This window comes from Natronospira elongata (assembly GCF_034931365.1).
Classification (GTDB): Bacteria; Pseudomonadota; Gammaproteobacteria; order Natronospirales; family Natronospiraceae; genus Natronospira; species Natronospira elongata.
Genome location: NZ_JAYGII010000003.1, coordinates 1 through 13513, shown reverse-complemented (window position 1 = coordinate 13513; position 13513 = coordinate 1). Strand labels below are relative to the sequence as shown.

The following is a 13513-nucleotide window of genomic DNA, read 5'->3' as shown; positions in this document are numbered from 1 at the left end:
GGAAAAAGGGGCCGAGGCTGGGAAGCCCGGAGTGAGTGTCATGCGGTGAGGTCTTACGGCCAGGAGGGCGCCAACTCACCAGGGGCATCCAGATGCGGCCAGTCGAAAACAGCGGAAGCCGGTCATCAGGCATGGGCGAAAGACCCGTGCAGACTGCCTTGTTGTTGACCTTGTTGCTTGTTTTATTGGCTCTGGGCTTTGGTGCCTGGCGTCTCGCCCTTGAGGCCGAGCGAGTGGAGCAGACCAGTGAGCTGCATACCCGCCTCGGTGTTGTGCAGCGAGAGCTGGAAGCCCGCACCGGACGTTATCTCTCCCTTCTGAGGGCGTCGTCTGCATCCCTTGAGTATATTGGCCCACCTGATGCCAACGCCTGGGAGCAGTTTGTTAGGCGTCTCAATCTTGAATTCAACTATCCCCAGGTCGATAGCCTCAACCTCCTGCGACATCTGTCGCCAGATGAGGTTCATGATTTCGAAACTGAAATTCAAGCGCAGCTGGACTCTGATTTTGCTGTGATCAGTGATTCAGGGAGAGATTTCCTCTGTGTGATCACCTATTCGTCGGCACCAGGCGGCGGGCAGCCAGGCTACGATGCATGCCAGGCGGGTACGCCCCGGGATGCTCTACTCCAGGCGGCAAGCCTTGAAGAACCCGTGCTATCCGCGCCCCTGCAGTTTTCTCCGGCCGGCAACGAAACGGAATTTCCTGAAGAGCGTCTTATTCCGGGTATGATATTCGTTTCCCCTTTATTCATGGAAGGCCGGGGGCCTGATCAGGCCCTGTTTGGATGGCTTGCGATAACGCTAAGCACTGAGAGCCTTTTCGCCGGTCTCGAAGAGAGGCTGGACTCCTACCATTTGACGGTAAACGATCGTGGTGTAGATGACGGACCAACACCCATTTTCGATAACCGGGCCGATCAGAACTTGGAAGGAGGGGTGAGCGTCATTGGTACCCTGGAGGCTGGAAATCGGCAATGGGAATTGCAGCTCAGCCGGTCGTTTCACCCAGGACCTTTCCCCTATGCCGTACTGGTCGCCAGCTGGCTGGTCAGTGTTTTGCTCGTTTTCCTGGTTCGCAATGGTTATCAGACCCGCTACAGGGCCGAGGAACTGGCCGAACAGATGACTCGGGCCTGGGGAGAGAGTGAGGCGCAGCGCAAGCGAACCGAAGAGCTTTCCCTGATCATGGTTACCCATGTGGATATAGATGGACGCTGGTCTCGCGCTACGCCCAGACTGGGAAGTCTGTTGGGGGTGGATGAAAAGGAAATGGTCGGACGGCCGGTATTGGAGTTTGTTCACCCTGATGATCAGTGGAACCTGGAAAATGAATTGCAGTCTCTGATCGCCGGGACGGTGCAGTCTGCGTGGCTGGAGGCTCGGCTGCAGAGCAGGACTGGGGAGACCATTTGGTCCGAATTCAATGTTTCTCTGGTAAGAAACGACGAGGGGGAGCCGCAGTATTTCCTGGCGTTTATTCAGGATGTCAGTGACCGCAAGGATTGGGAGGTTGAGCTGGGTCAGCGGGATCGCCTGTTGGGAGCCATTGCGGAGAGCCTGTCCCATTTGATTGCGCCGCGCCAGTTCGATGCGGCCGTGGAGGAGATGTTGTCACTGCTGGGACGGGCTGCTGGCGTCGATCGGGCATATATATTCGTCAATCATCCGCATCCGCAAACGGGGCTGCCCGCGCACTCCATGCGATATGAGTGGGTTGCAGGAGGGGTCACGCCGGAGATTGACAATCCGGATATGCAAAACCTCCTTTATTCCCTGTTGCCCGAGGAGTGGTATGACAGTCTGAATCAGGGACGTCCGGTCCGTGCAATGCCTCGGAATCTTGGAGAGTCTGCCAGGGAGATTCTAGAGTCTCAGGATATCAAATCGTTATTGCTGGTGCCCATTATGCTTCGGGATGGTTTCATGGGGCATATTGGCTTCGATGACTGTCATCAAGAGCGAAGTTGGCCGGAGAGCCAGGTGTCAGCGCTTATGGCTGCCGCGGCCAGTCTTGGCAATGCCTTTGAGCGACAGGAGACAGAGGAAGCGCTTGACCATAACCGCCGGCTCCTTGTTTCCATAACCGACAATATTTCAGAGGGAATATATAGAAGTACACCGGAAGGCGAGTTGGAATACGTCAATAGCGCCTTGGCGGAAATGTTTGGTTACGATTCGCCTGAGGAAATGATGCAGGTCCCGGCACCTATCCATTATTGCTCCAGGGAAAGGCGGGAAGAGCTGCAAGAGCATCTCAAGGAATATGGGCATTACAGGGACGAGGAAGTTGATTTCATGCGTCGCGATGGTTCTCGCTTCGTGGCGTTGAACAATGCGGTTGCCCTTAAAGGTGATTCCGGACGGATCATTTATCTCGATGGTGTGATTTCTGATATCACCGAAAGAAAGGAAGCAGAACGGAAGATCAATTATCTTGCCCATTACGATACGCTGACCGGTTTGCCCAATCGGACCATGTTGCGCGATCGCATGCATCAGGCGCTGGCCAAGGCAAAACGTCATGGCTACCTGGCTGGTATTCTGTTTATTGATTTGGACCGCTTTAAGAATGTAAATGACTCACTTGGGCATGCAGTGGGTGACCGTTTGCTTTCCGAGGTTTCAAGACGGCTCCAGTCTGAAACACGCGCCGAAGATACCGTCAGTCGGCAGGGAGGGGACGAGTTTATCGTTCTCTTGCCAGAGATCGGAGAAGCCAATGAGGCAGCACAGGTTGCCACCAAGCTGCTTTCCGCTCTGGGAGAGCCATACCGGATTGGGAACCATGAGTTGCATGTGACGCCCAGTATCGGAATCAGTATTTATCCGGATGATGCCGAAGAAATTGACGAGCTGATTCGGAACGCGGATGCCGCCATGTATCAGGCGAAGGAGCGGGGGCGTTTCAATTTTCAGTTCTTTACCCATGATCTCAGCGTGCAAGCCTGGGAAAGGTTATCTCTGGAGAATCAGCTGCGGCGAGCGATTCAGCGGCAGGAGTTCGTGCTCTACTACCAGCCTCAATTGAGTCTGGAAACTGGAGAGATCATTGGGGTAGAGGCTTTGGTGCGCTGGCGTCATGAGGGTAGGCTGATCTCACCCAATGTGTTCATTCCCGTTGCCGAGCAGACTGGCATGATCATTGAGATCGGCGACTGGGTCTTGACAAGAGCCTGTCAGCAGATCCAGGAGTGGCAGGAAGAGGGTCTCCCACTTATTCCGGTCTCAGTGAACCTTTCGCCCATGCAGTTTCGCCGGAGGGATATTAGGAATCATATTCAACAAGCACTGGCCGGCTCCGGGGTCTCGCCGGAATATCTGGTGCTGGAGCTGACAGAAGGTACTGTCATGGAAGAGGTGGAAGAAAGTGTCCGCATGCTGGGTCAGTTAAGCCGCCTCGGAGTCGGGTTGTGTATCGATGATTTCGGAACCGGTTATTCCAGTCTCAGTTATCTGAAGCGCTTTCCCATCGACAAGCTGAAGATCGACAAATCCTTTGTCTCCGATATCCCAGATGACCCCGATGACATGGCGATTACCGCAGCGGTAATTGACATGGGGCATAACCTCAATCTAAGGATCGTGGCCGAGGGTGTGGAAACGCGTGAGCAGCTTCAGTTCCTGCGTCAGAGAGGATGTCAGGAAATGCAGGGATTTCTGTTCAGTCGTCCGGTTCCCGCTGATGAGATGGCTGAGATGCTGAAACACCGCTCTCGTCTGGACGTTGCCTCATGATCAAAAAAGGCCCGCCGTAGCGGGCCTCTCAGGGTGGACCATACCCTGTTTCAGCAATCGTTAGTGCGCATCACTGCGGTACTCCGCAAGCATGCTCATGAAACGGTCCCGGGTTTCCGGGTCAGCTCGCTTGGCGCCGAGAATTTCATTGTAATCTTCCAGTACGAGTCCGGCTTCCTCAATGGCAGATAGCTTCTTGTCATGCCCCTCCTTGTGGAGGCGCGTGGCTTCATCGCTGTCGTCGGCCTGTTGAACGCGCTCAGCGGTGTCGCGGCGAATTGCTGCGATGGCTTCATAGGCTTCGACAAAGCGCTCCAGTTCGCCATCATCCACATCAATGTCCACTTCCGGCAAATCACCCGCGCCTTCTTCCTCGGGTGTGATATCAGGTGCCTGTTGTCCGGCTTGCCCCGCATCCTGGGCCAAAGCATAAGGACTGGTTGCCAGACCAAGGATCAGCGTGGCGAGAAGGGTATAACGTGGTTGTGACATGGTTTCCTCCTGTCGCTTTGGTATCTGCCTTTTTCTTTGCAGATGCCATGCCAGATATTGCCGGCAAGACGAGACTTGGGGGGAAATCCAGGAAATTCAGTTGGTTAGTGTTTTGCATGCGGCAGGCAGCCGGACTCTGTGGGCCACTCAAGGGTGTGGCACGCTGTGACATGTCCACCTGTATCACGCTCCGAGGATGTCCGCGACTTCGTCGAACCCCTGATCGATGGCAAGTTCCGCGGCCCGCAGGCCTTGTTCGCTCCTGGCGTCGGAATCGGCGCCGTGATCAAGCAACAAGGCAACCATCTCAATTTGCCCGGTTCCGGCGGCCGCCATCAATGCTGTCAGGCCATCTCCCTGACGGCGGTCCACGCTGGCGCCGGCATCCAGGATCAGTTCCGTACTCTCCAGGCTGGCCCCTGCCACGGCCGCGTGAAGGGGCGTAAAGGCGAGGGGGTTTTCACTCACAAAGTCCGGGTTGGCGCCTCGGTCAAGTAGCAGGCCGCAGATATCCGGCTGATTGAAACGGGCGGCGAAATGCAAGGGGCTCATACCGTCGGCGCTGATGTGCATCACCGCATCGGGATCCATTTCCAGACTGCGCTCAATGACTGCTCGGACACCCAGGGCGGATGCTTCAAAAATATCCAGCCCCATCCGGTGAGCAGCAATACTGCGGGCCAGGTGTCGTTGGCCGGTATAGAGGGCAAGCATCAGGGCACTGACGCCCGCATCCGTGCGGGTATCGGCCAGGCCCGGGTTGGCCGCCAGTAAGCTGGCCAGCTCACTGCTGTCCTGGTTCTGAATGCAATAGATAATCGCTTGTTCGTCGGGTGTCATGGCCTGGCTCCCGGAAACGGGTCTGGCATTGTATCAAGTCATCGCTGTTGCTGAACGGGGAAGGCCTGAAGAGGTCACACGGGGCGGTGGGCTGAGTTGCAGGCCCAAAAATGTCACAATGTGAGACATTGCTCAAGCAAACGGTGATCCCATGCAATGGATGTCCCGGCTATTGGCCGGATTTCGCCTCAGTCTGCGTGCCCGACTGGTCTTTGGCATCGTGGTCCCACTGTTGGTGGCGGTGCTGCTGACCATGACGGCGGTGCTGGCCACCATGGAGCAGCGGGCCGAGCAGCGCATGCAGGAGGATGTCGAGCTGATTGCCCAGGCGATTCGGCTGCCTGTGAGCTACAGCATGGAGCGGGATCGACGTGGTTCAGTGCATCAGGCGTTGGAGTCCGTGTTTCAACTGGACCAGGTCTATGGTGCTTTCGTTTACGACGCCGAAGGCGAACAGATCGCCGCCGTCGGTGCCGTACGTCCCCGTCAGGAGCCGGATTTCGTTCACGATGTTACCGTGACGCCGGATGAGGATGCCGGTCAATACGAAGAAATCGATGGGCGTGATGTCTATTCCCATTATGTGGCCCTGGCCGACGAGGCGACCGGGCAAATTATTGGCTGGCTTCAGGTCACACGCCGTGCCAGTGATTTTGAAGAACACATGCGCCAGGTGCAGCGCCAGATGCTGGCTGGGCTGCTGGCCGGCACTGTCGTCGTACTTCTGTTGGTAATGCTCGGCCATCACCGCGCGGTGGGCCGCCATCTGGGACGGCTCACTGCTGCCATGGCCCGTGTGGAGCGCGGGGAACGCGGAGTGCGTGCGGAAATGGACGGGCCCCGTGAATTGGCGATGCTGGCCCGTTCCCTCAATACCATGCTCGATGCAGTGGAGCGAGCGGAGCGGGAGATTCAGCAGCGGCGCAGTGCCCAGTTGGAGCTGGAAGAGCGCCTCCGGCATTCCGAGAAACTCGCCGCCATTGGACGCCTTGCCGCCGGTATTGCCCATGAGCTGGGAGCGCCGCTGTCGGTCGTTGATGGTCGCGCCCGGCGGGTGCTGCGAGATGAGGGGCTGGATCAGCGCCAGCGGGGCAATTTGGAGGATGTTCGCAGCGAGGTCCAGCGCATGAGTCATATCGTGCGCCAATTGCTGGATTTCGGTCGTGCCTCCAGCCGGGAGCGTAAACCGGTGCCGGCGGGGGAACTGCTTGGCGGCTGTCTGGATCGGGTTCGTGAATTGGCCGAGGCTTCGGATATCAGCCTTGAAGTCTCTGAGGACACTCCGGACCGGACGGTGGAAGTAGACCGGATTCGGATAGAACAGGTTTTTGTGAACTTGCTCCGCAATGCAGTTCAGGCTGAAGCGGTCAGCCAGGTCAGGTTGTCCTGCCGGGAAGAGGATGAAGGGATCCGCTTTCTGGTGGAGGATGACGGCAAGGGGATTGACCTGGAGAACCGATCCCGCTTGTTCGAGCCCTTCTTTACCACCAAGTCAGTAGGTGAAGGCACAGGCCTGGGTTTGGCGGTAGCCCATGGCATCGTCAATGAACATCATGGTTGGATCGATGTCAGTGAAAGTCGCCTGGGTGGTGCCGCTTTCATGGTCTGGCTGCCGTTTCAGCGTCGACGTGCAGAAGATGTGGGTGAGGCGTTGAGCGCTGGATTGCCTGAGCGGATTTCCCAGGACTGACACGAGATTGAGATGGTAGCAATAATGACAAAAGCCGAGCATATTCTGGTGGTGGAAGACGACGCCTCTCTGGCACGCCTGATGCGGGAAGAGCTGGAAGAGGAAGGTTGGCAGGTGGCAGTGGCGGAATCGGCCGAGGAGGGTGCCGAGTTGCTGGCCCGCCTTCAGCCGCAATTGGTGCTGAGCGACCTTCGGCTGCCTGGTGCCGATGGCATGAGTCTCTTGCGGGAAGCCAGGGCCATGCCCCATCCTCCATCCTTCGTCATTCTCACCGCCTTTGGCAGTATCGAGCAGGCAGTAGAGGCCCTCAAGGCAGGCGCAGACGAGTTTCTCACCAAGCCCATTGATATCGATCACCTGTTGCTGACCGTCAGTCGGGTCATGGAGAATCGGCGGCTGCGCTCGGAAGTGCAGCGATTCCGGGAGGCGTTCAGCGGTGACGATTTTCACGGCATGCTTGGCGACAGTCAGGCCATGCAACGCCTCTACAAGGAAATCAGCAGTGTGGCTGTTGCCAGTGGACCAGTGCTGGTGATCGGAGAGAGTGGTACCGGCAAGGAATTGGTAGCCCGCGCCATTCATGAGGAAAGCGAGCGCAGTCAGGGGCCCTTTCTGGCCGTCAACTGTGCGGGTATTCCGGCCGACCTGCTGGAAAGTGAATTCTTCGGACACGCTGCGGGGGCGTTTACGGGCGCCACCCGGCGACACAAGGGGATCTTTGCCCAATCCGACGGTGGCACCTTGCTACTGGACGAGATTGGAGAAATGCCCATGAATTTGCAGGCCAAGCTCTTGCGGGTTCTGCAGGAAGGCGTTATCCGCCCTGTTGGTGGTGAGTCCGATGTCGAGGTGGATGTCCGCATCGTGGCTGCCACCAACCGGGATATGGAGCAACTGGTTGCGGATGGAGAGTTCCGGGAAGACCTTTTCTATCGCATGGAAACCTTCGCCCTGCATATTCCGCCACTGCGGGAAAGGGAAAACGATATGGAGCAACTGGCCGTTCGCTTCATGGAGCGTTTCAGTCTTCAGCAAGGCCGGGATATTCAGGGCTTTTGCCCTGCTGCCGTCGAGGCCCTGAAGCGTTATCCCTTCCCGGGCAATGTGCGGGAGCTGCAGAATGCGGTCGAGCGAGCGGTGACCTTCTGCCACGACGGCGAGATACAGACCGAGCATTTACCCACCCGCATCCGCAACTACCGTGATGATGGCCGCGGCGGCACCGGCAGCGAGGTTCGAGCCGGGCTCATGGATCGCCTGGCCAGTGGGCAGAGTCTGCCCACCCTGGAAGAGCTCCAGGACCGCTATATTCGCTATGTCCTCGATCAGGTGGACGGTAACAAGCGCCAGGCCGCCGGCATCCTCGGTGTCAGCCGCCAGACCCTCTATCGCAAGTTATAGAAACCTCTGTACGAAGGTTCCCTTACCCCTTACCCCTTACCCCTTGCCTCATCCGGAATACTGTATATACTGACAGTAACTGTCAGTCCATACACCCATCCGGAGGTGGGCAATGAGCGAGTTGACTGCAAGACAGGCAGAAGTGCTGGATCTGATCCGCCAGGTTATCGAAAACACCGGGCGTCCCCCCACCCGGGCCGAGATATCAGAGCATCTGGGTTTCAGTTCCGCCAATGCCGCCGAGACCCATCTGCGCGCCCTGGCCCGCAAGGGGGCCATTGAGTTGGTCCCCGGTTCCTCCCGGGGGATTCGCCTGATGATGGAAGAAGAGCCCGGCCTGCCGGTGGTGGGGCGGGTAGCCGCTGGCACCCCCATCCTGGCCGAGGAGCATGTGGAAACCCGCTACCGCATGGACCCCGAGGTTTTTCAGCCCCGCGCCCACTACCTTTTGCAGGTCAAGGGCATGAGCATGAAGGATGCCGGGATCTTCGAAGGCGACCTGGTTGCCGTGCACCGGGCCACGGATGTGCGTAACGGCCAGATCGTGGTCGCTCGCCTGGATGACGAAGTCACCGTCAAGCGCTTCAAGCAACGCGGTAAGCAGATCTGGCTGCTGCCGGAAAACGAAGACTTTGAGCCCATCGAGGTGGATCTGGAGACCCAGACCCTGGTCCTGGAAGGCGTCGTGGTCGGCGTCATCCGCAACGGCCGTATCCAATAGGGGGAGGAACCACTGATGGCCCCCCGTCGGCACGCTCCCGCGCTTGAGCACGGCTGCTCCTGCGTTACTCCGGCCGTCCCTGGCCTTCGCCCTTCGGGCCTGCAAGCGGAGCTTGCAGTTCAAATGCGTTCCAGACGCATTTGTGCAGCACTTGCCCGTAGCGCTGCTACTGTGCTGCGTGCTGTGCCTTGGATCAGCAGCCCACAGACGCGGAATCGCACAGCCGGGAACCCATCCGTGCTTCCTGGGGGTGACAGGCTTTCGGTGGTGTAGCGTGTCGGGGCTGGAGGCGTTGTTGCGGGATCCGCGGGTGTTTCGGCCGCGGCGGGGTGGGGCCTCGGGTGCCTCGAGCCTGTCCACCGGCTTCGAGGCGCTGGATCGGGTATTGCCTGGTGGTGGCTGGCCCACGGGGGTGCTGATCGAGCTGCTGGCCGGGCGTTGGGGGGTCGGCGAGCTGCGCTTGATCATGCCGGCTCTGGTGTCGGTGAGCCGTGCCGGGCGCTGGGTGCTTTGGGTCTCACCGCCGCATGTGCCTTATGCCCCCGCCCTGGCCGCCATGGGCCTTGATCCTGGTTGCTGCATTGTCACCCGTCCCGATAGCCGCGAAGAAAGGATCTGGACGGTGGAGCAAGCCCTTCGCTCCGGTGCCTGCGGCGCCGTCCTTGCCTGGCATTGTGAAGGCGCGGCCCGTCATGCCCGCCGCCTGCAGTTGGCCGCCGAGGCCGGTCAGGCCCTGGCTCTGCGCTTTCGCCCGCCGTCCTCGGCCGGAAGTCGTTCACCGGCAGCCTTGAGATTGCTGCTTCAGGCCTCGGGCACGGGCCTGCATATCGACATCCTCAAATCTCGGGGTGGGCAAACAGGGGGGCTTGAACTGAATATTTGAATCACTGGGTGTTGCCGATGACTCTGCCCCTGTTCCCCGAGCTCACAGCGCCTAAGGAGAAGCCGCCACCGCAGGCCAGGCATGGCCATCTGTCTTCCGTGGTGGTCAGGCCCCTGCCGTCGCGAAAAACGTATTCCGTTCTCTGGCTTTGCCTGTACTTTCCCGATCTGGTGATCGAATCGCTGACCCCCGGTGATGAGCGGCCCTGTTTGGTCGTGGCCGGTGAAGGCGGTGCTGCCCGTGTCGTCGGGCTCAATACCCGGGCCCGGCAAGCCGGTGTTTCAACGGACATGCGCCTATCCTCCGCTCTGGCTCTGGTGAAAGCCCCCAGTCTGTGTCGCCGCGATTCGGCCAGGGAGCGCGCCTGTCTGGCCGCGGCCGCGGATGCCGGAATGGATTTCACAGGCCGGGTCAGCGTGTTGCCGGGAGAGGGCTTGCTACTGGAGGTGCGTGGTAGTTTGCGTTTGTTTGGCGGATTGGACGTGCTCAAGGCGCAAGTGCTTGAGCGCATGGAAGGCCTTGGGCTGACGGCGATGGCCGCAGTTGCCCCCACACCGCTGGCGGCCCAATGGCTGGCCCGGATGGGCGATGAGAAACCGGTCACGAATCCGGCTAACTTGCCCGGTCGCCTGGGGCGTCTGCCTCTTGCGCCCCTGAGACTGAATGACAAGACGCGCCGGAGCATGGCCGGCATTGGCCTGCGTCGTCTGGCGGATCTGCTGCGCCTGCCCAGGGATGGCATTGCCCGGCGCTGGGGCAATGATGTCCTGAACGGTTTGGACCGGGCACTGGGCAGGGCCCCCGATCCACGGATCTGCTGGCGGGGCCAGCTCCGTTTTCATGATCATATGCTTCTGCCGGCCGAGACCCGGAATGCTGACCATCTGATGCAGGCTGCCCAGCGCATGCTGGAAAAACTGCACCGTTTCCTTCGACGACATGACAGCCAGGTGGAATGGCTGGAGTTGGGCTGTCATCATCACCGGCGGGAGACGAGCCGGTTACGTTTGCGTCTGCTGGGGGGGAGCAGTGATCCGAAGCATCTGGGCCGATTGTTGGCCATCCGAATGGAAGCACTTCGTTTGCCGGAGCCGGTTATTGAGCTGAGTCTGCAAAGCGGGCCGCTACGCCAGGCTGTTGCAGTGAGTCGCGGCCTCTTCATGGAAGCAGGGGATTCCGCTCGCAAGCTGGACTTGCTGGAACAACTTCGAGCCCGCCTGGGAGACAAGCGTGTATTCAGTCTCGCCAGTCGAGCCGTGCATCATCCTGAGCAGGGCTGGTGCCGGAGTGACCCCGGTGGGGGAGGCCAGGCCTATCCACGTGATGACCGTCCCCTGTGGTTACTGGCCGAACCCCAGCCCCTGAAATACACGGCGGGTTTTCAGAAGGTGTCGGGGCCGGAGCGAATAGAGACCGGCTGGTGGCAGGGACGGGACATTGCCCGTGACTACTATCGGGTCGTTTCCGAAGACGGCCGATGCTTATGGATTTTTCATGACCGACGCGGCAATCATTGGTTCATGCACGGCCTGTTTGGCTGAACAACAAAAAGGCTTTCATCATGCATAACCCGAAACAGGCCATGATTTTTCGTGCAGCGGAAGCCGAGGCCTTTGACTTTGTGGAGCGCTGCCATATCAGCGAATGGCTCAATAATGAGGCCGACCCGGCCTTGTCCGTTGCCCGCGCGGCGGTGGCGGCAGGAGTGACCACACGCTGGCATCGACTGCGGGGAATCGCGGAGCGCTATGTCGTGTTGTCCGGCGAAGGTGAGGTGGATGTGGCGGGGCTGGAGCGCCAGGTGGTTGGGCCCGGCGATGTCGTCGTGATACCTGCCGATACCGCCCAGCGTATCAGCAACATGGGTAGTGAGGAGCTTGTTTTCCTCGCCATCTGTACACCGCGATTCAGGCCCGAGTCTTATGAAGACCTTGATCCTGATCCCATGCCGGATGGCGAGGATCAGTCGCGGCGTTCGTAATCCCCTTCAATGGTGCGCTGATGGTCTTGCGGGGTGTGCTGCCGGGACCAGGCCGGGCCATACTGCACATGCATGCGGGACAGGCCCGAGCGGATGGCAAGCCGTCGCAGCGGCGGCACCAGCAGCATGAAGCCGAGGGCATCGGTGGCGAACCCCGGGGTCAGCAACATGGCCCCAGCCATCATCAGCGCCAGACCTTCAAGCATCTCCATGGCCGGGGCCATGCCCCGGTTGAGATTCTGCCGCGCACGGGACAGTGTCTGGATCCCCTGCAGACGGATCAGGGCAGCGCCAATGACGGCCGTCAGAATGCAAAGACCGATGGTGGACAGGGCACCGATGGATTGCCCCACCTGGATGAGCAGATAAAGTTCCAGCAGGGGAACGCCGACAAAAAGCAGCAGCAGAATTAAAGGCAAGACAGACCTCGGCAGCCAGTGGTCGTTCAGTGATCTCACGTTTGGTGCCATTGTATATGGCGATGTTCCCGTGAAAATCAAGACAGGGACCGATAGATGGCAGATTCCTGGTGGCTTTATGTGCTCGACTGCGATGGTCGCTTCTACACCGGCGTGACCACGGATGTGGCGCGACGGCTTTCAGAGCACCGCCAGGGCCGTTCCCGCGGCGCCCGTTTCACCCGCGGCGCCGGCCACATCACGCTCGTCTATCAGGTCGCCCTCCGGGACCGCAGCGAAGCCCAGCAGGCCGAGGCCCGGCTGCGGCGTTTGCGGCGGGCGGGAAAGCTTGAGGTGATTACGGCGGGGTTGGATCGGGATGAGTTGTTGGTTCGGCTTGGTTTGGTTTGATTTATGCAGGACTCTGCGTTGTTGGTGGCGGGGGTATTTCGACCGGCTTAGAGCTGTCTAGGACCCTTCGACGTCGGTGACGGGTGGCTTCCCGGCTTCGGTCCTGGTGGGCTTGCTCAGGAACGTATATGGTCTCCTCCCCCATTGCAAGGCTCCGTGAACTGGATGACAGGGACAGGATTGCTGCCGTATATCCGGCCTCTGGATGAGGGCGCTTTCGGGCCCTCGGGCCTCAATGAAATTCGCGCGCATCGTCCCAATCGCCGTAGCGGCCTACACGGCCCGCGTCCCTGTCGGGTTTTCGATGCGCCGGTCTGACCTGTTTTGTCATCGCGGCTCACTGAGCCATCGCAATTCCGGGCGGGAACCTCCTCTGAAACCTGTCTTTCGCCAGCCTATGCCGATTTAAGCGGTGACGGCTCGGCTTGGGTCATACGCTGCATCATGTCGTAGCACGGCCCAGCCGATCCGGGCCAGTTTGTTGGCCAAGGCCACCACCGCCTTGTTGCGACCTCGACTGGCCTCCACCCGCCGCACCCAGCGGCTGAGTGCGTCCTCCTTCTTGCCGGCCTGGCGGACCACCGAGCGGGCGCCATGGATGAGCTTGGCCCGCAGGTAGCGGTCACCGCGTTTGCTGATCCCCAGCAACCGCGCCTTACCCCCTGTACTGTGCTGAGCCGGCACGACCCCCAGTGAGGCGGCCACATCCCGGCCCCGCCGGAACGCCCGGCCGTCGCCGACATGGCCCCGAAAGGCGCTGGCCACGATGGGGCCAAAGCCGGGCACTGCCAGCAAGGCCTTGAGGGCCGGGTCCTGGCGGGCCTGTTGGCTGATCAACTGCTCAAAGCGGGCAATCTGCTGATCGAGTTGCTTAAGTTGTTCATACGCGGCCGCCAGCATTTCTCGGTCCAGCACGCCCAGGCCATTGCCGGCGTCCTCCAGCAGCGCTGGAATCTGTC

General features: G+C 59.8%; 12 protein-coding genes. 8 read left to right on the top strand and 4 right to left on the bottom strand.

Annotation, left to right across the window (positions count from 1 at the left end):
- The first annotated feature begins 92 nt into the window (after positions 1 to 92).
- Positions 93 to 3737 (top strand): bifunctional diguanylate cyclase/phosphodiesterase, encoded by a 3645-nt coding sequence (locus VCB98_RS02175; protein WP_346050021.1) that lies wholly within the window; start codon positions 93 to 95, stop codon positions 3735 to 3737.
- A gap of 60 nt (positions 3738 to 3797) precedes the next feature.
- Here the strand turns inward: VCB98_RS02175 and VCB98_RS02170 are convergent, their stop codons facing one another.
- Together VCB98_RS02170 and VCB98_RS02165 are read right to left on the bottom strand one after the other, a co-directional pair.
- The gene (locus VCB98_RS02170; protein ID WP_346050019.1) at positions 3798 to 4229 is read right to left on the bottom strand and encodes a DUF4168 domain-containing protein; all 432 of its coding nucleotides are present in this window, start codon (positions 4227 to 4229) and stop codon (positions 3798 to 3800) included.
- A gap of 183 nt (positions 4230 to 4412) precedes the next feature.
- A complete protein-coding gene (locus VCB98_RS02165) occupies positions 4413 to 5069 on the bottom strand; it encodes an ankyrin repeat domain-containing protein (protein ID WP_346050017.1) in 657 nt (218 codons plus the stop codon).
- A 151-nt stretch (positions 5070 to 5220) separates the two neighbouring features.
- Here VCB98_RS02165 and VCB98_RS02160 point away from each other — a divergent pair, with 151 nt between their 5' ends.
- From VCB98_RS02160 to VCB98_RS02135, 6 genes are all read left to right on the top strand, one after another.
- A complete protein-coding gene (locus VCB98_RS02160) occupies positions 5221 to 6759 on the top strand; it encodes an ATP-binding protein (protein WP_346050015.1) in 1539 nt (512 codons plus the stop codon).
- Positions 6760 to 6783: 24 nt separating this feature from the next.
- A complete protein-coding gene (locus VCB98_RS02155; protein ID WP_346050012.1) occupies positions 6784 to 8160 on the top strand; it encodes a sigma-54-dependent transcriptional regulator in 1377 nt (458 codons plus the stop codon).
- A gap of 112 nt (positions 8161 to 8272) precedes the next feature.
- A complete protein-coding gene (gene lexA, locus VCB98_RS02150; RefSeq protein ID WP_346050010.1) occupies positions 8273 to 8881 on the top strand; it encodes a transcriptional repressor LexA in 609 nt (202 codons plus the stop codon).
- Between the two features lie 274 nt (positions 8882 to 9155).
- A complete protein-coding gene (gene imuA, locus VCB98_RS02145; protein ID WP_346050008.1) occupies positions 9156 to 9764 on the top strand; it encodes a translesion DNA synthesis-associated protein ImuA in 609 nt (202 codons plus the stop codon).
- Positions 9765 to 9781: 17 nt separating this feature from the next.
- Complete coding sequence (locus tag VCB98_RS02140) at positions 9782 to 11305, top strand: Y-family DNA polymerase (RefSeq protein ID WP_346050007.1); 1524 nt, start codon at positions 9782 to 9784, stop codon at positions 11303 to 11305.
- 41 nt (positions 11306 to 11346) lie between these two features.
- Positions 11347 to 11745 (top strand): cupin domain-containing protein, encoded by a 399-nt coding sequence (locus VCB98_RS02135; protein ID WP_346050005.1) that lies wholly within the window; start codon positions 11347 to 11349, stop codon positions 11743 to 11745.
- Here VCB98_RS02135 and VCB98_RS02130 read toward each other — a convergent pair.
- Positions 11727 to 12164, bottom strand: coding sequence for an FxsA family protein (locus VCB98_RS02130; protein ID WP_346050003.1), 438 nt, complete (start codon positions 12162 to 12164; stop codon positions 11727 to 11729). The genes VCB98_RS02135 and VCB98_RS02130 overlap by 19 nt on opposite strands.
- A gap of 96 nt (positions 12165 to 12260) precedes the next feature.
- Between VCB98_RS02130 and VCB98_RS02125 the strand changes: the two genes are divergently transcribed.
- Positions 12261 to 12554: a GIY-YIG nuclease family protein gene (locus tag VCB98_RS02125; protein ID WP_346050001.1), complete on the top strand. Its 294-nt coding sequence runs from the start codon at positions 12261 to 12263 to the stop codon at positions 12552 to 12554.
- A gap of 405 nt (positions 12555 to 12959) precedes the next feature.
- On the opposite strand, the gene VCB98_RS02120 is transcribed toward VCB98_RS02125, so the two are convergent.
- A partial coding sequence (locus tag VCB98_RS02120; RefSeq protein ID WP_346049999.1) for an IS110 family RNA-guided transposase occupies positions 12960 to 13513 on the bottom strand: 554 nt, incomplete at its 5' end.